The sequence below is a fragment of the Pseudomonas pseudonitroreducens genome, assembly GCF_021603645.1.
In the GTDB taxonomy this organism is placed as follows: Bacteria; Pseudomonadota; Gammaproteobacteria; order Pseudomonadales; family Pseudomonadaceae; genus Pseudomonas; species Pseudomonas pseudonitroreducens.
Genome location: NZ_BQHJ01000003.1, coordinates 41,429 through 63,206 on the forward strand (window position 1 = coordinate 41,429; position 21,778 = coordinate 63,206).

Genomic DNA, 21,778 nt, shown 5'->3' on the forward strand with positions numbered 1-21,778 from the left:
TGTCCGGTAGTCGAGTTGGGCGCATAACGCCCCAAGCGTTATCGGCCATGGCGGATAAAGCGTTCCGCTTCATGCGCTCTACCGGAGCCCCAGGAGCTCCGGCTCTTCGTAGGAGCGAGCTTGCTCGCGAACCAGTTATCCGACAGTCGAGTTGGGCGCATAACGCCCCAGGCGTTGTCGGCCATGGCGGATAAAGCGTTCCGCTTTATGCGCCCTACCGGAGCCCCAAGCTCCGGCTCTTCGTAGGAGCGAGCTTGCTCGCGAACCCGCCCAGCGTCGGTGCCATCGGCGAGCTCGTTCGCGAGCAAGCTCGCTCCAACAAGGTAAAACCCGCCGTCCAATCCTTGACCACTCATTCATCAGCCAACGGCCGACGCGCGCATTCAGAGACCTGATAGTGCGCGCGCGACGCGTTGGCAATGCCTACTCTGCGGACTCTCCCCTTCGCCTTCGCCGCGATTGGCGGCGTTTCAGGAGCCCGGCATGAACAACAACAATAACGGCTACCCCTCCAGTGCCGTGGCCTGGTCCACGGTTGCGATCCTCATGGTCGCCTACGTGCTTTCCTTCATCGACCGACAGATTCTCAACCTGCTGGTCGGCCCCATCCGTCGCGATCTGGAGATCAGCGACACGCAGATGAGCCTGCTGATGGGCCTGTCCTTCGCGCTGTTCTATACCCTGTGCGGCATTCCCCTCGGGCGCATGGCCGACAGTCGCAGCCGGCGCGGGCTGATCACCGTCGGCGTGCTGATCTGGAGCGCCATGACCGCGGCCTGCGGCCTGGCCCGGCAGTACTGGCACTTCCTGCTGTTCCGCGTCGGCGTCGGCGTCGGCGAGGCGGCCTTGTCGCCGGCGGCCTACTCGCTGATCGCCGACAGCTTCCCGGCCAATCGCCGAGCCACCGCCATCAGCGTCTATTCCATGGGCATTTACCTCGGCTCGGGCCTGGCCTTCCTGCTCGGCGGGCTGGTGATCAAATTCGCCTCCGCCCAGGGCGACGTGCATTTGCCGGTCCTCGGTGAAGTGCGCCCCTGGCAGCTGATCTTCCTGATCCTTGGCGCCGCCGGCGTGCTCTTCACCCTGCTCATGCTCGCGGTGAAAGAGCCGACCCGCCGCGGCGTGGGCGCCGGCGTGGTGGTGCCGATGAGCGAAGTGGGTGCCTACCTGCGCGCCAACCGCAAGACCGTGCTCTGCCACAACTTCGGCTTCGCCTGCATCTCCTTCGCCAGCTACGGCAGCGGCGCCTGGGTGCCGACCTTCTTCGTCCGCACCTATGGCTGGGACGCCGGCCACGTGGGCGTGGTGTACGGCAGCATTGTTGCCGTGTTCGGTTGCCTGGGCATTGTCTGCGGTGGCCGCCTGGCGGATTACTGGGCCAAGCGCGGGCGCACCGATGCCAACATGCGCGTGGGTCTGCTGGCTGCCTGCCTGGCCATTCCGCTGAGCCTGGTCTACCCGCTGCTCGACAGCGGCAATGCGGCGGCGGCGATGATGGCGCCCATCGTGTTCTTCCTCAGCATGCCCTTCGGCGTCGCGCCGGCGGCCATCCAGGAAATCATGCCCAACTCCATGCGCGGCCAGGCCTCGGCCATCTACCTGTTCGTGGTCACGCTGCTGGGCCTGGGCATCGGCCCGACCGCCATCGCCCTGGTCACCGACTATGTGTTCGCCGACGATATGGCGCTGCGTTACTCGCTGCTGATCGTCAGCGTTATCGCCCTGCTCGCCGGCGCGTTGCTGCTGGCCAGCGGCCTCAAGCCGTACCGAGCCAGTCTGGAACACCTGAAGAGCTGGAGTGTGAAAGGCGAGAGCAGCAGCGGCGCGATGCAGCGCCAGCCGGCCTGATCGTACCGGTGCATGATCGAGCCCCCGTGCAGCGATGCACGGGGGCTTTTCTTTGTGCATGGCACAATGCGCCGGGACATGGATTCGACAGGAGGTTCCAGCATGGAAGGCAAGGGCACTGGCGCGTGGCTGCTGGCCCTGGGGGCACTGGCGCTGAGTGTGCCGGCAGGGGCGGACGAGCCCTGGGTGGCCTTCACGCAGAACGATCTGGTCGGTTTCAAGGACTCGCGAGGCGCGGTCAAGGTCGCCCCGACGCTCGTCCAGGGCCTCACTCTGGCTCGCCGTTTCGAGCGCATCATTGCTGCCGGCGAGGAAACCGCCGACGGTTACCGAACCTACTACCTGCTGCGTGACGGACGCCAGGTCGCGCCGGGCTCGCTGTACTTCTTCGACAACGCGCCGGTCTGCGAGAGTGAGGACAGCATTCGCTTCCGCGATCACCAGCGCGACAAGGTCGGCTTCCTCGATGGTAACGGCCAGGTGCTGATCGCCGCCGAGCTGAGCGACGCCAGCGCCATGCATAACGGCATGGTCGTCGCGTTGAAGGGGGCCAGCCGAACCTGCGCTGATCCGGGCACCAGCCTGGAACATTGCGAGCACCGGAGCTGGAAGGGCGGCACCCAATTGCTGCTCGATCGCCACGGCAAGACGCTGGTGTCGAACTTCGACAGCACCCGTGCCGGAGCGCTGGACTGGTTCTCGCTACAGATCAGCGAGCAACCTACCAGCGACCCGCGCCGCGTCTTCTTCAAGGGCGTCGACGGGCGTTACATCAGCTTCGTCGACATCGAGAAGGACTTCGCCATCTGGTTCAGGGAGGTTTTCCTCGCGCATCTCGACGACGCCTCGTTGCAGGCGCACAGCGCGGTGCGGGTCTGGAACGGGGAGGGCGGCGAACCGCTGGACGACTGGCGCTCCGCACTGCCGGCGCAGATGATCCGCCAGCATGGGCCAGTGTTGCGTGAGCGCCTGGAGGCGCTGCGCGCGTCCGCCGACTACGGCGTGCGCCAGGACGACATGGGCTGGCCGTTCGACCCCGAGAGCGACCCGCAGTACTTCGACAACTGCGGCGAGTTTGCCCAGTGGAAGACCCCGAAGGTCTCGGCCATGGAACATTGGAACCAGGGCTCGTTCGAGCCGGCCCGGCACGCCAGCTTTGATTTCATCCGCACGGTTGATGGATATCGTTTGGTGGCGTTTTCCATTCCGGCGAAAGAATGAAATGCAGGCTGTTGTCGCAGCGGACTCCGTCCACGATTGGCCCCGCGCGACAGGGAATCACGGCGGGGGCGTTGCATTGGCATTGGTCGGGAAAATCGCCAGGCACCACGGGCTGACCTGTAGGAGCGAGCTTGCTCGCGAACGCGGTTTCGCCTGGGGCATTGGCATCCGGCGGTTCGCGAGCAAGCTCGCTCCTACAAGGGCCTGGCGCATGGATTGATCAGGGATAAAAAAGCCCCGCAGTTGCGGGGCTTTTTCCTTCAGTGCGCCGTGGCTGGCGCGCCGGCTGCAGCAGGTTTCTTGTCCGGCTTGGCCAGCAGCGTGTACACGCAGGGCAGCACGAACAGGGTGAACAGCGTACCGACGCTCATGCCGGTGGCGATCACCACGCCGATGTCGAAGCGGCTCACCGCGCCGGCGCCGCTGGCGAACAGCAGCGGCGTCACGCCCAGCACCATCGCCGCGGTGGTCATCAGCACCGGGCGCAGGCGGATCGCCGCGGCTTCCTCCACCGCCTCGCGCACCGACAGGCCGCGCTCGTGGCGCAACTGGTTGGCGAACTCGACGATGAGGATGCCGTGCTTGCTGATCAGCCCGATCAGCGTCACCAGGCCCACCTGGGTGTAGATGTTCAGGCTCGACAGGCCGAGGAACAGCGGGATCAGCGCACCACAGATCGACAGCGGCACCGTGACCATGATCACCAGCGGGTCGCGGAAGCTCTCGAACTGTGCCGCCAGCACCAGGAAGATCACTGCCAGCGCCAGGGCGAAGGTGATCATCAGCGCGCTGCCTTCCTGCACGAACTGCCGCGAGGCGCCGGCGTAGTCGAAGGAGAAGCCGCGCGGCGATTCCTCTTCGGCAAAACCACGCACCGTCTCGATGGCCTCGCCCATGCTGACCATCGGCACGCCGGAGATGATCGCCGAGTTCAACTGCTGGAACTGGTTGAGCTGGCGCGGGCGCGCGCGCTCGTGGAAGGTCACCAGGGTCGATAGCGAGATCAACTGGCCGCTCTGGCTCTTCACGTAGTAATTGTTCAGCCAGCTGGGGTTGTCGCGGAAGGCGCGCTCGACCTGGGCGATTACCTTGTAGCTGCGCCCGTCGATGGTGAAGCGGTTGATCTCGCCCTCACCCAGCAGCGCGCCCAGGGACACGCCGAGGTCCTGCATGCTCACGCCCATCTGCGCGGCCTTGGCGCGATCGATGTCGACCACCAGCTCGGGCTTGTCGAAGGCCAGATCGAGGTCGAGGAAGGCGAACTTGCCCGATTCCTCCGCGCGCTTCTTCACCCGCTCGGCCACCTGCAGCAGCGACTGGTAGTCGCTGGCGGTGTTGATCACGAACTGGAACGGCAGGCCCTCGCCGGTGCCCGGCAGCGACGGCAGGTTGAAGCCGAAGATCTGCAGGCCGGGGATCTTGTCCAGCTCGCCCTGTACCGCGCGCAGCAGTTCCATCTGGCTGCGCTCGCGTTCGTCCCAGGGCTTGAGCAGCATGCCGCCGATGCCGGTCTGCACGCCGTTGTAGCCGTTGATCTGGAACGCCGAATAGTACTCGGGGAACTTGCGGAAGATGCCCTCGAACTCGGCGGTGTACTTCGACAGGTAGTCCAGGTTCGCCGTCTGCGGCGCACTGGCCATGATGAAGACGATGCCCTGGTCTTCCTCCGGCGCCAGTTCCTTGTGGGTGAACATCATCAGCAGCGGGATGATCGCCAGCACCAGCAGGGCGAAGACGATCACCACCGGACGGCTGTTCAGCGTGCCGTGCAGGGCGCGCTGATAACGCTGCTTGAGACCCTCGAAGATCAGGTCCAGGCGATGGGCCAGGCCGCTGGGGTTTTCGTCGTGGCGCAGCAGGCGCGAGCACATCATCGGCGACAGCGTCAGGGCGACGATGCCGGAGATGGTCACGGCACCGGCCAGGGTGAAGGCGAACTCCTTGAACAGCGCGCCGGTCAGGCCGCTGAGGAAACCGATGGGCGCGTACACGGCGGCCAGGGTGATGGTCATGGTCACCACCGGCACGGCGATTTCCCGCGCGCCCTCGATGGCGCCCTGGAACGGCGATTTGCCCTCCTCGATGTGCCGGTGGATGTTCTCCACCACCACGATGGCGTCGTCTACCACCAGGCCGATGGCGAGCACCATCGCCAGCAGCGTCAGCAGGTTGATCGAGTAGCCCATCATCTGCATGAAGAACAGCACGCCGATCATCGACAGCGGGATGGTCACCACCGGGATGATCACCGAGCGGAACGCGCCGAGGAACAGGAACACCACGACGATGACGATCAGGATCGCCTCGGCCAGGGTCTTCACCACCTCGTCGATGGACGCCTGGATGAAGCGCGTGGCGTCGTAGGCGATGGAGACTTTCAGGCCCGGCGGCAGCTGCTCTTCCAGCTCCGGCATCTTCGCGCGGACTTCCTTGATCACATCCAGCGGGTTGGAGCTGGGCGTGCCCTTGATGCCGATGTATACCGACGGGATGCCGTTGAACGAACTGACCGCGTCATAGCTTGCCGCACCCAGTTCGATACGCGCGACGTCGCCCATCAGCACGCGGCGGTCACCCGCGGTCTTCAGCGGGATGGCGGCGAAGGCTTCCGGGGATTTCAGGTCGGTGGAGGCGTTTACCGAGGTGACCACCAGCTCGCCCTTCACCTCACCGGCGGCGGAGAGGAAGTTGTACTCGCGCACCGCGCTGGCCACGTCGCCGGCGGTGATGCCGTAGGCGGCCATCTTCACCGGGTCGAGCCACAGGCGCATGGCGAAGACCTGGTTGCCGAGGATCTCGGCCTCGGCGATGCCCGGCAGGGTGGCGAGCTTGGGCTGGATCACCCGCGACAGGTAGTCGGTGATCTGCGGGTTGTTCATCTGCTCGCTGAAGAAGCTGATGTACATCAGCGCCGAGGCGTCGGCCGCTTCCTTGTCGAGGATCGGGTCTTCGGCATCCGGCGGCAGCTGGGTCTTCACCTCGCCGATCTTCGACAGCAACTCGGTGACCAGGCGATCGGTGTTGGCGCCGATGTGCGCGTAGATCGAGATCACCGAGTAGTTCTGCCGGCTCACCGAGGTCATGTAGTCGATGCCTTCGGCGCTGGCCAGGCTCTGCTGCAGCGGCTGGGTGATGTAGCCCTGGATGGTCTCGGCGTTGGCGCCGGCATAGAAGGTGGTGACGGTGATCAGCGCGTTTTCCATCTGCGGATATTCGCGGATCACCAGCTTGCTGAAGGCCTGCATACCGAGCAGGACGATCAGCAGGCTGACCACGGTCGCCAGCACGGGGCGACGGATAAAGGGATCGGTGAACATAGCTCAATCCTTTAATGCGGACCCTGCCGGACGACGGCGGGGTCTGTTGGCGCGCAGCATCGAGCGACGCGCCGGCTATGCGATTACTGCGGGTCCTTGACGATGGCCACGGCGGTACCGTTGTCCAGCTTGAGCTGGCCGGAGGTCACGACCTCTTCGCCGGCCTTCAGGCCCTCGAGGATCACCACGTTGCCTTCGCGGCGCTCGCCGGTCTTCACGAAGCGGCGTTCGACGTCCAGCTTCGGCGCGTCATCGGCCTTGGCTTCTTCGGCTTTCTCGCCGTCCTTGGGCTTGTGCGGTACCACGACGTACACCGAGTTGCCGTACAGGGTGAAGGCCACGGCGGTTTCCGGGACGATCACCCGCGGCGCGCTGTCGGGCAGCTGCACTTCCAGGTTGGCGAACATGCCCGGCAGCAGCTTGCCGTCCGGGTTGGCCATGCTGGCGCGAACCAGCAGGTTGCGCGTCTGGTTGTCCACCCGTGGGCTGATGGCGTCGATCTGCGCGTCGAAGCTCTGGCCTGGATAGGCTGCCACGCGCACCACGACCTTCTGCCCGCGCTTGAGCAGCGGGAAGTCCTGTTCGGGCAGGAAGAAGTCCACCTGCAGGGTGGAAAGGTCCTGCAGGGTGACGATCTCGGTGCCGGGGGAAACGTAGTCGCCCACGTCTACCTGACGGATGCCGATGGTGCCGGAGAAGGGCGCGAGGATGCGCTTCTTCGCCAGCGCCGCCTTGAGCTGCGCAACGGTGGCAGTGGAGCGATTCAACTGCGCGGCGAGGCGGTCGTACTCGCTCTTGGAAATAGCCTGGCGGCCCACCAGGCTCTTGCCGCGCTCGTACTCGACCTGGGCCAGCCCGAGGTCTGCCTCGGCGGTGCGCAGGGTAGCCTGCTCGACGTCGGATTCCAGTTGCACGACCGGCTGGCCGACCTTGACCTTGTCGCCGGAGACGAACTGCACGGCACTCACCGTGCCGGAGACTTCCGCAGTCAGGGTTACGCCCTGGATGGCGCGCAGGGTGCCGATGGCCGCCAGGCGGCTCTGCCAGTCGCGTTCTTCGGCCAGGGTCGCGTTCACGCTCACCGGCGGGCGGGGAGCCGAGAACATGGCGATCTGTTTGGTGATGGAGAGGTATTTCGAGCCGGCGAGCACCGCAACGATGACGGCAACTACGCCCAGCATGATCAGCATGCGGCGCAACATCTTCCTGTTCCTTGGTACGTGCCTGGCAGCTATCGAGCGCGATCGCTCGCCCACTATTTGCCGGGCGGCCTTCCGTTCGCGCAGATGTCGATCAGGCTCTGAAGCCGATACGTGGGACGCCCCGTTGCGGGGCGGAATTGCGCACCTTATTCCTACTTCGAAGGTGAGTCAAAGGTCTGCGTTTACAAGACGTTTCCCACAGGTTTTGAAGGGATTACGAGAAATAGGCGCTGAATCGGTGCAGCAGGAAGTACCACGGGAGGGGCCACTTCCGTGTGGCCACAACGGGTCAGGCGCTGAGCTTGCGGGTGACCTCGGCGATCTCGCCGGAGAGGCCGTGCAAGTGGCGGCTGGCGCCCTGGGTGCGCACCACGTTTTCCTCGTTGGTGGCGCCGATGGCAGTGATCTCGGTGAGGTTGCGTGAGATGTCCTCGGCGACCGAGGTCTGTTCCTCGGCAGCGGTGGCGATCTGGCGGTTCATGTCGCGGATTGCCTCCACGGCCAGGGTGATGCTGCGCAGTACTTCGCCGGCCTGGGTGACGCGCTCCACGCCCTGCTCACTGCGGGTCTGGCCATTTTCGATGGCGCGCAGGGCGTTCACCGAGCCGGTCTGCACGGTGTCGATGATCTGGTGGATCTCGGCGGTGGATTCGGCGGTGCGCTGGGCCAGGGTGCGGACTTCGTCGGCGACCACGGCGAAACCCCGGCCGGCTTCACCGGCGCGGGCGGCCTCGATGGCGGCGTTGAGGGCCAGCAGGTTGGTCTGGTCGGCGATGCCGCGGATCACTTCGAGTACCTTGCCGATGCGCCCGCTGTCGCTTTCCAGGCGGCGGATGACTTCGGCGGTGTTGGCGATCTCGTTGCTCATCTCGGTGATGGTGACGATGGTGGTCTTCATCACTTCGCCGCCTTGCTGGGCGTGCTGGTCGGCATCATCGGCGGCGCGCGCGGCGTCGGAGGCGTGGCGCGCGACTTCCTGGGCGGTGGCGGACATCTCGTGCATCGCTGTGGCCACCTGGTCGGTGCGCGAGAACTGCTCGCGGGTGCCTTCGGCCATCAGGGTGGCGATGGCGTTCAGTTCGCCGCTGGCGGTGTCCAGCTCGGTGGTGCTGTGCTTTAGGCGGGTGAAGGTCTCGGCCAGGAAGTCGCGCAGGGTGTTGGCGGCGCGGGCAAGGCGGCCCAGTTCGTCGCGGCGGGTGGCGTCGACTCGCTCGCCGAAGTTGCCTTCGCTGAGTTGGGCGATGTGTTCGATCAGGCGGGCGATCGGGCCGATCAGGTTGCGGTTGACCAGCCACAGGCTGAGCAGGCCCAGCACCAGGCCGGAAACCAGCAGGATCAGGCTGCCGCTGATCACGGTGCTGTGGGCGCTGGCGGAAATGCTCCCGGCTTCCTCCTGGGCATCGCGGTGCAAGCCGTCCACCAGGGCGGCCATCTGCTCGCTGGCAGCGCGGTCGATACCCTTCACGGCGGCGTCACCGGCGCGCGGGTCGCTGCCGGCGGCAAGGTAGGCGTCGCGGCCTTTGCGGTAGGCCTGGCCGAGCTGGCGGTGCTCATCGCGCAGACGCGTTACCTGGGCCTTGAGTTGCGGGTCGTCGCTGGCGTTCTGTTGCAGGCGGCCGAGCACGTCCTGCACGGCGCGCTCCTGATCCTCGAACTGGCCCCAGTACTTGTTCAGGTCGGCCGGTTGCTGGCCGCGCAGCAGGACGTTCTTCCACTCCTGCACCTGGATCTTGAAGGCCAGGTTGGCCTGGTCGACCAGTTGCGAGGACTGCAGCGGGCCGTCGAGCAGGCGCTGGTAGGCGCCGACGCTGCCGGAGAGGAAGTGGAAGCAGGCGAGGGCGATCAGCAGCACGAGCAGCAGGCTGCCGCCCAGCAGCGAAAGGATCTGGGTACGCAAGGAAGTGTTGGGGGACATCGTGGGTACGCCTCTAAGACGCAAGGTGGGAATCGGTCAGTCTTTGCATCGGCCGGGAGCCCGCGTTTGTGAGGCCGAGCAGATGAGCGGTAGGGCTTTGGAGCGCTCTGGGACGGGCGTTCCGCTTGATACCATGAGGTTGAGGATCACGTAGCAGCGGACTCCGTCCGCGATCGTTTCCCGGCGGCTCCGAGCGTCGGCGTGGCACATCGCGGACAAAGTCCGCTCCTGCGTTCGCCGGTTATTTCGTGGCCGCAGCTCAGGCCAGGTGCAGGTGGTTGTCCCAGAAGGCCGGGGGCAGGTCCAGCGGCGTGCCGGCGATGCGCTCGTTGCGGCAGTCATAGACGCGGCAGCGGCCCTGTCCGGAGGTGACGACGAAACCGTCCTTCACCGCGCCAACGCCGGCGCAATCGGGTAGCGGCGCGTCCAGGCGCACGGCGCCGGTGTCCAGGTCCCAGATGAAGAAGCGGTTGCCGCGCGGAGCAGTCAGGGCGACCAGGCGCAGCTTGTCATGGATGGCGACGCTGGCGGTGTACTGGGTCATCGCCAGGCGCTGTTCGTCTGCCAGCGGGAAGGCTGCGAAGGGCTGGCCGGGGCGCTTGATGGCGAGCAGGTCGGCGCGGTCGTGGGCATCGCCCATGTATTGCTGGCCGGCGACGATGGTGCCGTCCTTGGCGATCGCCAGGTGGCGCACGCTGTTCATCTGCTGCGGCAGGGTTTCCTTGGAGATCAGCGAGCCGTCGCGGCGCATCAGCACCAGGCTCGGTTCCATGGCGTCGAGGTTCATTTCCACGCGGCTTTCGGCTTCGGTGCGGATGCCGCCGTTGGCCACCACCAGGGTCTCGCCGTCGGGCATCCAGGACACCTGATGCGGGCCGAGGCCATGGGTGGAGACCTCGCCGGTGTGGCTCAGGCGCTCACCGTCGAAGCGGTACACGCCGAGCATGCCGCGGCCCGGATCGGTGGTGTCGTTCTCGGTGGCATAGAGCCACTCGCCGTCCTTGTGCCACACGCCGTGGCCGTAGAAGTGGCGGTCGGCCTGCGATTCGAGGGTCTGCAGCAGGCGGCCCTCGTTCAGGTCGATCAGGTAGCTCTGCCGGCCGGGGCGCCGGGCGACGAACAACGCCAGTGGCAGCTCCGGATGCTGCACCACGTCGTGGCAGCGCAGGCCGACTTCGGTGGCGAAGGCGCAACTGCCATCCAGGCGATAGCCCACGGCGTAGTGCTTGCCATCCGCGTCGTCACGGGCGGACAGCACCAGGGGCTCCTTGCCCTTGCGTGACAGCGTCCAGCCGCCGAAGGTCAGGGCACCGAGCAGCAGGCTGCCCAGGCCGATCACGTGACGTCGCAACATGGCGTTCACCTCTATCACTTCTCTTAGTCCATCGGTCTTGCGAGCTAGAGCCAGGTTAGGCGGAAAGGTGCGGCGAATGCGGAGTTGGCTCCAGCCAATGAGCAATCCGACGCATCATTTCCAACGACCCGTAGCCGACGCGCAGCAGATCGAATCAATCCCCGTCGTTGGCGTTGAACCCCAGCTGTACGCCGAGGGCTTTCGCCAGGTCGCCTTCGTGCAGGCGGTGGACGACGTTGAGGCTGTCGTACAGTTCGTTCAACTGCTTGAGGCCAGCCTCGTCCTTCAGCAATTCGCTGAGTGGCTGGTTGATCGCCTTCAGCTTGCCGTGAACGTCGGCATAGGCCGCGTCGATCTTGCCGGCCAGCTCTTTCTGCTCGGCCGGCAGCAGGGCGCGCAGGCCCTTCTTGTCGGTGCCGTCCCACAGCGCCTGGGCGCCGGTCAGGCTGGAGTCCAGGCTCGCCAGCGACATGTCGCTGCGCCAACCTTCGGCCTGGAACGGCTGCGGAATGCCCTTGCTCTGGCGACCCAGCGGGGTGCCGAGCTTCTTCTTCAGCATGTCCAGCGCGGTGACCTGCACGCGCAGCAGCTCGGCGATGGCCTCGTGGGCATCGGCGTAGCGCTCGTTAGGGAACTTGGAGAGCTGGGCGAGCATGCCGCCGTCCTGCTTCCACTGCGCCAGGATGCTCTCCGCCAGGGCCTGCTGGTGGCTGCCGATGGCTTCCAGCAGCGGGCAGTAGCGCGCCTTGGTCTCGGCGTTGGCGAGGTCGATCCTGGCGTCGTAGAGGATGTACTCGTAGGCGGTCAGGCCCTGGACCACGACGCTGGACTTATCCAGGGTCGCCGGGGAAATCGCGTTGCCGCTGTTGAGCAGTTGCTCGACCTGGCGTGCCACGAGGTTCTTCTTGTCCGGCCAGAACTGCACCTGCCAGGAACGGTTGCCTTCGGCCAGCGGGCCGACCAGCAGCGGCTGCAGTTCGGCCCAGGCCTTCTGCGCGGCCATGAAGTCGGCGCGCGCCTTGGTCAGGTCTTCCTTGCCCTGGCAATAGGCCAGGGCGCTGGCGGCCAGCGCGCGGTCGGCGTCGACCCAGCGGCTGTAGGTCGGCAGGATCACCTGCTGGGCCAGCGTGGCGCTGGTGGTCGCCTGCGGGTCGGTGGGCGAGCAGGCGCCCAGGGCGATGGCGAGGCTGGTGATCAGAAGTCGGGGGCGGAACATGGTGGGCTCGGCTCCTTAGAGTGAGTTCAAGAACGCCAGCAGGGCATCGCGCTGCCCGGCGTCGAAGTTCAGTACGCGTTGCTTCGCCGCTTCGGCTTCGCCGCCATGCCAGAGCACGGCTTCGAGCAGGTTGCGGGCGCGGCCGTCATGCAGGAACTGGGTGTGGCCGTTGACCGTCTCGGTCAGGCCGATGCCCCACAGCGGCGCCGTGCGCCAATCGCGGCCGCTGGCGAGAAATTCCGGGCGATTGTCCGCTAGTCCCTCGCCCATGTCATGCAGCAGCAGGTCGCTGTAGGGGCGGATGAGCTGGTTGGCCAGCTCGGGCTCGGCGGCGTTCGGCCCGGTGGTGAATTTGGGGGTGTGGCAACTGGCGCAGCCGGAGTCGAAGAACAGCCCCTTGCCGGTCAGCACCTGTGGGTCGTCGACTTTGCGCCGCGCCGGCACCGCGAGGTTGCGGGCGTAGAAGGCGACCTGGTTGAAGATGTGCTGGCTGACTTCCGGCTGGCCGCCGTCGATGGCGTTCTTGCAGTCGGTCTGCGCCGCCGTGCAGTCGTCGCTGGGCAGCAAATCGCTGGTCAGGCCCATGTCACCGGAGAAGGCGTGGGCGTTCTGCTGGGCGACGTTGGGCTGCCCGGCCTTCCAGCCGAAGCGGCCGAGCACGGTCTGCTGCGTGGCATCGTCCCAGACGCGGTTCGGTCGGCCATGGATGCCGTCGTTGCCTTTGGCCTGCCGCTCGGCGTTGGCGAGGATATCCGCTTCGCTGATGGACTCCAGCAGGCCCAGGCCGATCATCGGCGGGGCGATGCGCGCGGAGAACATCGTGTCCGGGTGCATCGGGCCGTAGCCCAGGTCGCTGATGCGCAGCTTGGGTTTGCGCAGCTCGACCACGGTGCCGTCCTTGAAGGTCACCGGCACCGCATCGTATTCCACGCGGACCTTGCCTTCGGGCGCCACGCCGGGGATCGCCGAGTCCTGGAACTGGCCGCCGTACACCGGCTCGGGCACCACGCCCAGGCGCTTGATGGTTTCGACGTCGGCAGAGCCGGCGGGGATCGACAGGCGTACCAGCATCGACACGGCGTTGACGTCGTTCAACTCCGGCGGATGGCCGCGGCCGTCCTTGATGTGGCAGTTCTGGCAGGCGTTGGTGTTGAACAGCGGGCCGAGGCCGTCGCGCGCGGTGGTGGTGGTCGGTGCGATCACCCAGGGATTGCGGAAGAAGCTGTTGCCCACGGCGAAGTCCAGGCGGCGGCTCGGCGTGAGGTTGGCCGAGGGCATGGAATAGGCGTTGCGGTCGCTCTGTCTGACCGTGGTGGCGCCGCCGGAAAGTGCTTCGCCGGGCTCGGCCACGGCGTGCTGGGAGGTCTCCGGCTTGCACGCGGCAAGGGCGAGGGCGGACAGCAGCGGCACGAGGTGCAGGGCGGTACGGCGGTGGAGCATCGACGGGTTCCAGAGCGGTGACATGGCAGCGCGCCATGTTATCAGGGGCTTCAAATGCAAATATGAAAAATTTGTATTTGAGAACGACATCGTTTGCCGCCCGGAAACGACAAAGCCCCGCAGTGCGGCGCTTTGCCTTTGCCACTTGAGTAGCTGCGGCCAGGAGCCGCAGTCACCTCAGGACGCGCGGATCAGAACTGGTGATCGGCGTTGTCCGGCTTCAGGTCCTGCACGCCGACCGCGGTGGCGGCCTTCTCGATGGCGCCGGTCTGCTTGACCAGCGAGGCGATGGCGTCGCGGATCTTCTGCTGATCGTCCTTGTCTTCCGGAGCGATCATCTGGTCGAAGTGCACACCGTCCTTCTCGGCACGGTCGACGATGACCTGCATCTTGGCTTCGGTGTTGGCCAGGTCATTCTTCAGGTCGGTATCGGCGGCGGCGTCAGCCTTGGCGACCAGGTCGGACAGGCTCGGGCCCTTCACGACGCTGCCGTCGGTGCGCTTGTACTCGCCCAGGTAGATGTTGCGGATCGACTTGGCGTTGAAGAACAGGGTGTTGTGGGTGTTGTCGCTGAAGCAGTCGTGCTCGTCTTCGGTGGAGTTGGCTTCCAGCGCGACCTTCATGCGCTCGCCGGCCAGCTCGCCGAGGGACAGGGAGCCCATGCCGAAGAACATCTTGCGCAGGTTGTTCTCGGCGGTGTCGGCCTCGACCTTGGCGCGGTAGTTGTCGGCAACGCCGGACTTGAAGTTGCCGACCATTTCTTCCAGGTCAGCGACCAGCAGGTCGGTGGCGGCCTTCAGGTAGGCAGCGCGACGGTCGCAATGACCGTTGGTGCAGTCCTTGCCCTGGGCGTAGTCGGTGTACTTGCGATCGCCGGCGCCCGGCTTGGTGCCGTTCAGGTCCTGGCCCCAGAGGAGGAATTCGATGGCGTGGTAGCCGGTGGCGACGTTGGCTTCGGAACCGCCCAGCTCGTTCAGGCCCTTGAGCTTCTCGCCGGTGATTTCCTTGACGTCGATCTTGTCTTCGCCGACCTGGATCTCGGTGTTGGCGATGATGTTGGCGGTGGCGCCGGCGTTGCCTTCGGCGTGCTGGTAGTCCTTGGCAACGTAGTCGATCAGGCCCTCGTCCAGCGGCCAGGCGTTAACCGCGCCTTCCCAGTCGTCGATGATCGAGTTGCCGAAGCGGAAGGCTTCGCTCTGCGAGTAGGACGGGCGGGAAGCGATCCAGGCTTCGCGGGCGGCCTTCAGGGTGGCTTCGCTGGGCTTGGCGATCAGCGCGTCGACGGCGGTCTGCAGCGCCTTGGCGGTGGTCAGGGCGTCGCCATAGGTGGCTTCGGCGATGTCCAGGTAGTTCTTCACCACGGCCTTGACCGCGGCCTCGTCGACCTTGGCGGTCGCTGCCGGGGCAGTGCTCTGGGTGCTGGCAGCCGGCGCGGCGGCGGCGGGGGCTTCGGCTTTCTTGTCATCGCCGCAGCCGGCGAGGGAGATGGCGATGGCGAGCAGGCTGGCAGTGGCCCAGGGCATACGAGTCATGACGGGTTCCTTTGCATGGAGAGGAGGCGCACGAAAAAGGACTGCGCAAGAAAATCCGCAACATAATGCGAAAGATTTGCATTTTTGAAAAGAGAGATCGGTGGCGCTGTTCGGTCACGGGGCCAGCAAGTCGCTATCAGCGTCAGGGAATTAGCTCTTTGTAGGATCGAGGGGGACGCCTAGTCCTTGCTCGCGAACAGCTCCGGCGCCATGCAGTTCGCGAGCAAGCTCGCTCCTACAAGGGGATTCGGCGTGGGGGATGGCGGATGAAGCGTTCCGCTGCATTCGCCCTACGCCGTCAATGCCGTTCGACGGAGCCGCCCGGATTGCCGCCGGCCGCTTCGGCCAGACGCCGTGCCTGCTTGAGGTAGAGCGTCAGCTCGCGCGCCGGCAGCGGCTTGCTGTAGAGGTAGCCCTGACCTTCATGGCAGCCCTGGGCGATGATGTAGGCCTCCTGCTCGACGGTCTCCACGCCCTCGGCGATCACCTGCATGCCCAGGCTCTTGCCCAGCTGGATGATGGCGCGAACGATGGTGGCGTCATCGTCGTCCAGCAGCAGGTCCTGGACGAAGCTCTTGTCGATCTTGATCTTGTCCAGCGGCAGGCTCTTCAGGTAGCTCAGCGACGAGTAGCCGGTGCCGAAGTCGTCGATGGCGATCAGCGCGCCGGCGCGACGCAGGCTGAGCAGGTGCTGGGCGGCGGTGGAAATGTCTTCCATCAGGCCGGTCTCGGTGACCTCCAGTTCCAGCGAACGCGGCGGCAGGCGGTGCATCTGCAACAGGTTGCTGACCACTCGCGGCAGGGCGTTGTGGCGCAACTGCACGGTGGACAGGTTGACCGCCAGGCGCAGGTCGTCGAAGCCCTGGTCGTGCCATTCGCGCAGTTGGCGGCAGGACTGGTCGAGCACCCATTCGCCGATGCTGAAGATGCTGCCGTTCTGCTCCGCCAGCGGGATGAACAGGTCCGGCGCGACCCAGCCCTGGGTCGGGTGCTGCCAGCGCAGCAGCGCCTCGACGCCGACCACGCGGTGATCGCGGTAGTCCACCTGTGGTTGATACACGAGGTGCAGTTCGTTGCGTGCCAGGGCTTCGCGCAGGTCCTTCTCCAATTCGCGGCGGCGGCGCATCTCGCTGTCGACGCTGGCGATGTAGAACTGGTAGCGGTTGCGCGAGCGACTCTTGGCCAGGGTCATGGTCTGCTCGGCTTTCTGCAGCAGCTTCTCGGTGGTCTCGCCGTCCTCGGGGAACAGGGTGATGCCGATGGTGGCGCGCAGGTGTACCAGGTGCTGGTCCAGTTCGAAGGGCGCTTCCAGGTCGTCGAGGATCTGCTGGGCCAGTTCCGCCGCTTCGTAAGGCTGCTCGATGTCGGCCTGGACCAGGGCGAACTGGTCGCTACCCAGCCGCGCCAGGGCGCCGAGGTGCGCGCTGCGGGTGCGCAGGCGGTCGGCGAGGGCGATCAGCAACTGGTCGCCGAACTGGTAGCTGTACTGCTCGTTGATGCCCTTGAAGTCATCCAGGCCCAGGCAGAGCACGGCGACGCGGCGCTGCAGACGCGAGGCGCCCTCGAGAATCTGGTCCAGGCGTTGTTGCAGCAGCTTGCGGTTGGGCAGGCCGGTGAGGAAGTCGTACTGGGAGATGCGCAGCAGGCTGTCTTCGGCCTCCCTGCGCAAATGGCCGTTGCGCTCGATGGAGGCCAGCAACTGGTTGGCGGTGTTCACCCACAGGCCCAGTTCGTCCTTCTCGTGGCCGTCGGGCATCGGCAGCTTGTGCTGGCTGGGGCGGTCCGGGTTGATCGAGGCCAGGTGCTCGATGATCTTCGACAGCGGCTTGGTCAGCAGCCAGTGGTAGACCATGAACAGCACCAGGCTCAGGGCCATGGCGCGGAGGATGCCGGAGATGAAGATGATCACCGAGGTGGCGACGAAGTCGTCGCCGTAGGGCGCGGTGTCGAGGGTGATCTTCAGGTCGCCGTAGTACTCGTTGGAGCCGCCACGGCCGGCAAGGCGGATGGAGTAGTTCTGCTCGGCGCCGAGGATCGGGTCGGTCAGCCAGCGGGTGGAGGAGTCCAGCAGCGGGCGGGATTTCTCCGCCAGCATGGGTTCGTCGGGGTGGCCGATGGCGGCGTAGCGCACGGCTTCGTGCTGGAACAGGCCTTCGAGGACCTGCATCGCCATGTCGCGGTCCAGGCTGTAGACGGCCTGGGTAGAAGGGTCGCGGACCATCGCCAGGATGCGCTGGGCATCGTTGTGCACGTTCTGGCGGGCCTTGTGGGCGTCGTAGACGATCTGGGCACAGCTGAGTACCACCCCGACCACGAGGGCCGCGAGCAATACCATACGCAGCAGCTTGAGGGAGAGGCTGTGCCGGGGATCCAGTTTCAAGGTCTTTCCTTGTTTCTCGCCAGGGGCGAACGACTGGGGCTGAGTATTGGCAATTGGCGCAATGACGTCAAAGGGCCATCGTTGTGTTTCGTGACTGTACCGGCCTTTCAGGTTAGCCGACACGAAGGTGTTACGCGCCCCTAACGAAAAAACCCGGCACGAGGCCGGGTTCTTTCAGATCATGTGGGGTGCGATCAGGCAGCGAACTGCTCGGCCACGAAGTCCCAGTTGACCAGGTTCCAGAACGCCTCGACGTACTTCGGACGCAGGTTGCGGTAGTCGATGTAGTAGGCGTGTTCCCAGACGTCGCAGGTCAGCAGCGGGGTGTCGCCGCTGGTCAGCGGGCAGCCGGCGCCGATGGTGCTGGCCAGGGCCAGGGAGCCGTCGGCTTTCTTCACCAGCCAGCCCCAGCCGGAGCCGAAGGTGCCGATGGAGGTCTTGCTGAACTCTTCCTTGAACTTGTCGAAGGAACCGAAGGCAGCGTTGATGGCGTCAGCCAGGGCGCCGGTGGGCTGGCCACCGCCGTTGGGGCTCAGGCAGTTCCAGTAGAAGGTGTGGTTCCACACCTGGGCTGCGTTGTTGAAGATGCCGCCGGAAGAGGTCTTGACGATGTCTTCCAGGCTTTTGCCTTCGAACTCGGTACCCGGAACCAGGTTGTTCAGGTTCACGACGTAGGTGTTGTGGTGCTTGTCGTGGTGGAATTCCAGAGTCTCCGCGGAAATGTGCGGCTCAAGGGCATTCTTCGCGTAGGGCAGCGGAGGCAATTCGAAAGCCATGGTGTCTCTCCTATCTCACTCAGTCTGGGCTAGCGCGGCGAACGCGCGACCGGTACACGGGGCCGGTATCGTAGGTGTCGCGGCATCCGGGCGTAGCTGCAAGGCGTCCCGCAAGGGGACAGGCAGCGCGCCAGTTGCGTCTGACAGCCTTGGCCGTCAGCGCCGCGAAGGTCGGATCATAGCACCCGACCTGTGGCATATCCACGCAGCAACTGTAGGGGCAAAGGCCCTGCCAGGCGGCTTGCGTCGGCGCCCGGCCCTCACTCTATACCGACCGGGATGACGGAACGTGGTTCGGACTGATTTCCCGCACGGCCTGAATCAGTTGGCGAACACCAGTTGCGCCGCCATCCCCAGCATCATCACGGCGACCATCAGGTCCACCAGGCGCCACGTCGCCGGCCTTGCCAGCCAGGGCGCGAGCCACGCGGCGCCGAAGGCCAGGGTGAAGAACCAGATCAGCGAGGCACTGGCCGCGCCCATGGCGTAGGCGCCGGGGGCAGCCTGCTGGGCACCGAGGGAGCCGATCAGCAGCACGGTGTCGAGGTAGACGTGGGGGTTGAGCAGGGTCACCGCCAGCGCAGCCATCAGAACGGTGCGGCGCGAACGCGGGCCGGTTTCCCCTGCGTCTGCCATGGCCTCGGGTGCGACTGCACGACGCAGCGCCTTGAGGCCGTACCAGACCAGGAAGGTGACGCCGCCCCAGCGGGCGATGGCCAGCAGCGTCGGGTTCTCGGCAAGGATCTTCGCCAGGCCGAACACCCCGGCGCTGACCAGGATGGCGTCACAGGCCACGCACAGCGCGGCCACCGACAGGTGATGCTCGCGGCGCAGGCTCTGGGCGAGGACGAAGGCGTTCTGCGCGCCGATGGCGATGATCAGCCCGGCGGCCACCAGGATGCCATTGAGATAGCTTTGCCACATGATTCAGACCCCCTCTTTATCGAGGGCGGGGGGATCGAGCGCGAGCGCGCGCAGGACATCCAGCGCGCGCGGGCCGTCGGCGTGGGCGACGAACAGATGGTCGTGGTACCAGGCGGCGACCACGTTGCAGCTGATCCCGGCCCTGGCCAGCGCAGTCGCCACGGCGGCGGTGAGGCCGACGGCCTGCAGCGCCGAGTGCACTTCGAGGGTCAGCCAGGCGGCAACGTAATCGAAGCTCAGCCCGGCTTGTTCGGCTTCGGCGCGCGGCAGGATCAGCGTCAGCCCTTCGCTTTCGCGGAAGGTGCCCAGTGGCTGCAGGCCGGCGGGCAGCTTTCCGTCGGGCAGGGTGCAGTAGACATATTCGCCGTCATTGAGCACCGGGGTCATGCCGCGCAGCAGCGCGGCCAGGGAAGTTTCGCCAGCCATGGGTAGATTCGTCCGAAGTGGGGAATGCTGGCGATTGTCCGGCTTTGGCCTGTATAAGAAAAACCAATACTGCTGATATCTCATTAGGGAAACTGATCATGTTCGACTACAAGCTGCTCGCCGCCCTGGCCGCCGTGGTGGAGCAGGGCGGTTTCGAGCGTGGCGCCCAGGTACTGGGGCTGTCGCAGTCGGCGATTTCCCAGCGCATCAAGCTGCTCGAGGCGCGGGTCGGCCAACCGGTGCTGGTGCGCGCGGCGCGGCCGCAGCCGACCGATCTCGGCCAGCGCCTGCTCAACCACGTGCAGCAGGTGCGCCTGCTGGAGGGCGACCTGCAGCAATGGGTGCCCGCGCTGGACGATGGCGCCGCGCCCGAGCGCCTGCGCCTGGCGCTCAACGCCGACAGCCTGGCGACCTGGTGGGCTCACGCAGTCGGTGACTTCTGCGGCGAGCGCCACGTGCTGCTGGACCTGGTGGTGGAAGATCAGGAGGTCGGCCTCAAGCGCATGCGCGCCGGTGAGGTGGCCGGCTGCGTCTGCGCCAGTCCGCGCCCGGTGGCCGGCGGGCGCTGCGAGCCATTGGGCGCGATGCGCTATCGCGGGCTGGCCAGCCCGGAGTTCATCGCCCGGCATTTTCCCAAGGGCGTCACGCCGGCGGGATTGGTGCGCGCGCCGGCGATCGTCTACGGCCCCGACGATCAACTGCAGCATCGCTACCTGAAGGACCTGGGCGTCGACGGCCACTTCAGCTACCACCTGTGCCCGTCTTCCGAGGGCTTCGTACGCATGACCAGCGGCGGCCTGGGCTGGGGCCTGGTGCCTGAGCAGCAGGTGCGCGGCGAACTGCAGCGCGGTGAGCTGGTGGACATGTTGCCGGGGCGGGTGATCGACGTGCCGCTGTATTGGCACCACTGGCGCAACGGCGGCGAACTGCTCGCCGCGCTGACCCGGCACCTGCTGGCGAAGGCGCCGGGGCTGATGGTGCCGATCAGCCGCGAATGACGATGCTGCCGCTGCCCGGCAACTGCTCGATGCAGCGCGCGCCGAAGAGTTTCGACGGCGTGAAGTAGCCGACGCTGTTCGGGTTGGCCAGCAGATGGCGCACGGCGAACAGCACGCCGTGGATGGTCACGTCGTAGCCGTTGGCGGTTTCCAGGCGCGCCGTGCGGCGCTCGCCACGGGCGTTGCGCACTTCACCCCAGACCCAGGTGCGCAGCTTGCTGCGGGCCAGCTCGTCAGGGCCCTGGACGCGCTTGTCCACCTGTTCCTTGAGCCAGTCCTGCACGCGCTCGCGGCCCAGCAGCGGGCGCAAGGAATCCATCACCCGCATGCCGATGGCGGCGGCCGGCGGCACCGGCAGGTAGACCTCGATGTCGCCGATGCCGGTGGAGTAGTAAGCGGTCGCCACGTCGCCCCAGGGAATGGTCACGGCGTGCTTGAGGCCGCGGCCGAAGTCGATGTCGCGGCGCTTGTAGCCCAGCGGCACGTCGCGCAGGCGCCCGGCTTCGCGCACCTTGCCGCCCAGCTTGATGCCTTCCACGGTGGTCTTGGCGGTGCCCGGTGAGAGCCCGCTGCCACTGTCGAAACCCAGCGCCAGGTGCGCGGCGTCAGGCATGGCTTCCTTGAGGCAGGCGGCGACGCAGTCGGTGGGAATCACGTCGAAACCGACGCCGGGGCAGAGCACCACGCCCGCCGTGCGTGCCACGTCGTCGAGGCCGTGGGCGTACTCGAAGACGGAAATTTCCCCGGTGATATCGACGTAGTGCGCGCCGCTGGCGATGCAGGCCTCGATCATCGGCGCGGCGGTGGCGGAGAACGGCCCGGCGCAGTTGGCGACCACCGCGACATCCTCCAGGGCGGCCAGGGCGGCGGCGCTGTCGTTCAGGTCGAATACCCGGCATTCCAGTCCCAGTGAACTGCCCAGCGCATGCAGGCTGGCCGGGTTGCGAGCGCCGAGGATCGGTGTCAGGCCCTCGCGCTGCGCCTGCTCGGCCACCAGCCGGCCGGTGTAGCCGTTGGCGCCGTAGATCATCCAGTGGGGCTTGCTCATGCTGTGGCCTCGCGCGGTTCAGAGAGGATCGATGGAATGCCTCTAGGGTAGTCGCAACTGCCGTGTACCTGTCGCCGATCGCAAGTCGTGCAACCCTGGTGGGCGGCTGCGGTCTGCAAGGATTCGTTTCTGGCGTGCAAGGCCAGAGTGGTAGCGTGCGGTGGCTGGTAGAGTCGCCGGA

Annotated in this window: 15 protein-coding genes; 3 read left to right on the forward strand and 12 right to left on the reverse strand. The window is 66.1% G+C overall.

Features of this window, described 5'->3' with window-relative positions:
- Nucleotides 1–483: 483 nt before the first annotated feature.
- Together L6D89_RS08065 and L6D89_RS08070 are read left to right on the forward strand one after the other, a co-directional pair.
- A complete protein-coding gene (locus L6D89_RS08065) occupies nt 484–1,848 on the forward strand; it encodes a spinster family MFS transporter (RefSeq protein ID WP_236172967.1) in 1,365 nt (454 codons plus the stop codon).
- A 102-nt stretch (nt 1,849–1,950) separates the two neighbouring features.
- Complete coding sequence (locus tag L6D89_RS08070; RefSeq protein ID WP_236199315.1) at nt 1,951–3,069, forward strand: hypothetical protein; 1,119 nt, start codon at nt 1,951–1,953, stop codon at nt 3,067–3,069.
- Between the two features lie 260 nt (nt 3,070–3,329).
- Here L6D89_RS08070 and L6D89_RS08075 read toward each other — a convergent pair whose 3' ends face one another.
- From L6D89_RS08075 to L6D89_RS08125, 11 genes are all read right to left on the reverse strand, one after another.
- Nucleotides 3,330–6,386: a multidrug efflux RND transporter permease subunit gene (locus tag L6D89_RS08075; RefSeq protein ID WP_236199316.1), complete on the reverse strand. Its 3,057-nt coding sequence runs from the start codon at nt 6,384–6,386 to the stop codon at nt 3,330–3,332.
- 83 nt (nt 6,387–6,469) lie between these two features.
- Entirely contained in the window at nt 6,470–7,588 is a 1,119-nt protein-coding gene (locus L6D89_RS08080) for an efflux RND transporter periplasmic adaptor subunit (RefSeq protein WP_236199317.1), read from the reverse strand.
- 289 nt (nt 7,589–7,877) lie between these two features.
- Nucleotides 7,878–9,503: a methyl-accepting chemotaxis protein gene (locus L6D89_RS08085; RefSeq protein WP_236199318.1), complete on the reverse strand. Its 1,626-nt coding sequence runs from the start codon at nt 9,501–9,503 to the stop codon at nt 7,878–7,880.
- A gap of 259 nt (nt 9,504–9,762) precedes the next feature.
- Entirely contained in the window at nt 9,763–10,857 is a 1,095-nt protein-coding gene (locus tag L6D89_RS08090; protein WP_236199319.1) for a DUF1513 domain-containing protein, read from the reverse strand.
- A gap of 154 nt (nt 10,858–11,011) precedes the next feature.
- Nucleotides 11,012–12,073 carry an imelysin family protein gene (locus tag L6D89_RS08095; RefSeq protein WP_236172961.1) on the reverse strand — a complete coding sequence of 354 codons (1,062 nt, stop codon included), beginning with the start codon at nt 12,071–12,073 and terminating at the stop codon, nt 11,012–11,014.
- Nucleotides 12,074–12,088: 15 nt separating this feature from the next.
- On the reverse strand, nt 12,089–13,513 hold the full coding sequence (locus L6D89_RS08100; RefSeq protein ID WP_236199636.1) for a di-heme oxidoreductase family protein: 1,425 nt from the start codon (nt 13,511–13,513) through the stop codon (nt 12,089–12,091).
- A gap of 191 nt (nt 13,514–13,704) precedes the next feature.
- Nucleotides 13,705–15,045: an imelysin family protein gene (locus tag L6D89_RS08105; protein WP_236172960.1), complete on the reverse strand. Its 1,341-nt coding sequence runs from the start codon at nt 15,043–15,045 to the stop codon at nt 13,705–13,707.
- Nucleotides 15,046–15,343: 298 nt separating this feature from the next.
- The gene (locus L6D89_RS08110) at nt 15,344–17,425 is read right to left on the reverse strand and encodes a putative bifunctional diguanylate cyclase/phosphodiesterase (RefSeq protein ID WP_236199320.1); all 2,082 of its coding nucleotides are present in this window, start codon (nt 17,423–17,425) and stop codon (nt 15,344–15,346) included.
- A gap of 194 nt (nt 17,426–17,619) precedes the next feature.
- The gene (locus L6D89_RS08115; RefSeq protein WP_045211147.1) at nt 17,620–18,201 is read right to left on the reverse strand and encodes a superoxide dismutase; all 582 of its coding nucleotides are present in this window, start codon (nt 18,199–18,201) and stop codon (nt 17,620–17,622) included.
- A gap of 321 nt (nt 18,202–18,522) precedes the next feature.
- Nucleotides 18,523–19,125, reverse strand: a complete 603-nt coding sequence (locus tag L6D89_RS08120; RefSeq protein WP_236172958.1) for a LysE/ArgO family amino acid transporter — start codon at nt 19,123–19,125, stop codon at nt 18,523–18,525.
- 3 nt (nt 19,126–19,128) lie between these two features.
- Nucleotides 19,129–19,551, reverse strand: a complete 423-nt coding sequence (locus L6D89_RS08125) for an ACT domain-containing protein (RefSeq protein WP_236199321.1) — start codon at nt 19,549–19,551, stop codon at nt 19,129–19,131.
- A gap of 92 nt (nt 19,552–19,643) precedes the next feature.
- Here L6D89_RS08125 and L6D89_RS08130 point away from each other — a divergent pair, with 92 nt between their 5' ends.
- Nucleotides 19,644–20,549: a LysR family transcriptional regulator ArgP gene (locus L6D89_RS08130; RefSeq protein WP_236199637.1), complete on the forward strand. Its 906-nt coding sequence runs from the start codon at nt 19,644–19,646 to the stop codon at nt 20,547–20,549.
- On the opposite strand, the gene L6D89_RS08135 is transcribed toward L6D89_RS08130, so the two are convergent.
- Entirely contained in the window at nt 20,536–21,597 is a 1,062-nt protein-coding gene (locus L6D89_RS08135) for a saccharopine dehydrogenase family protein (protein ID WP_236199322.1), read from the reverse strand. The genes L6D89_RS08130 and L6D89_RS08135 overlap by 14 nt on opposite strands.
- Between the last annotated feature and the right edge of the window lie 181 nt (nt 21,598–21,778).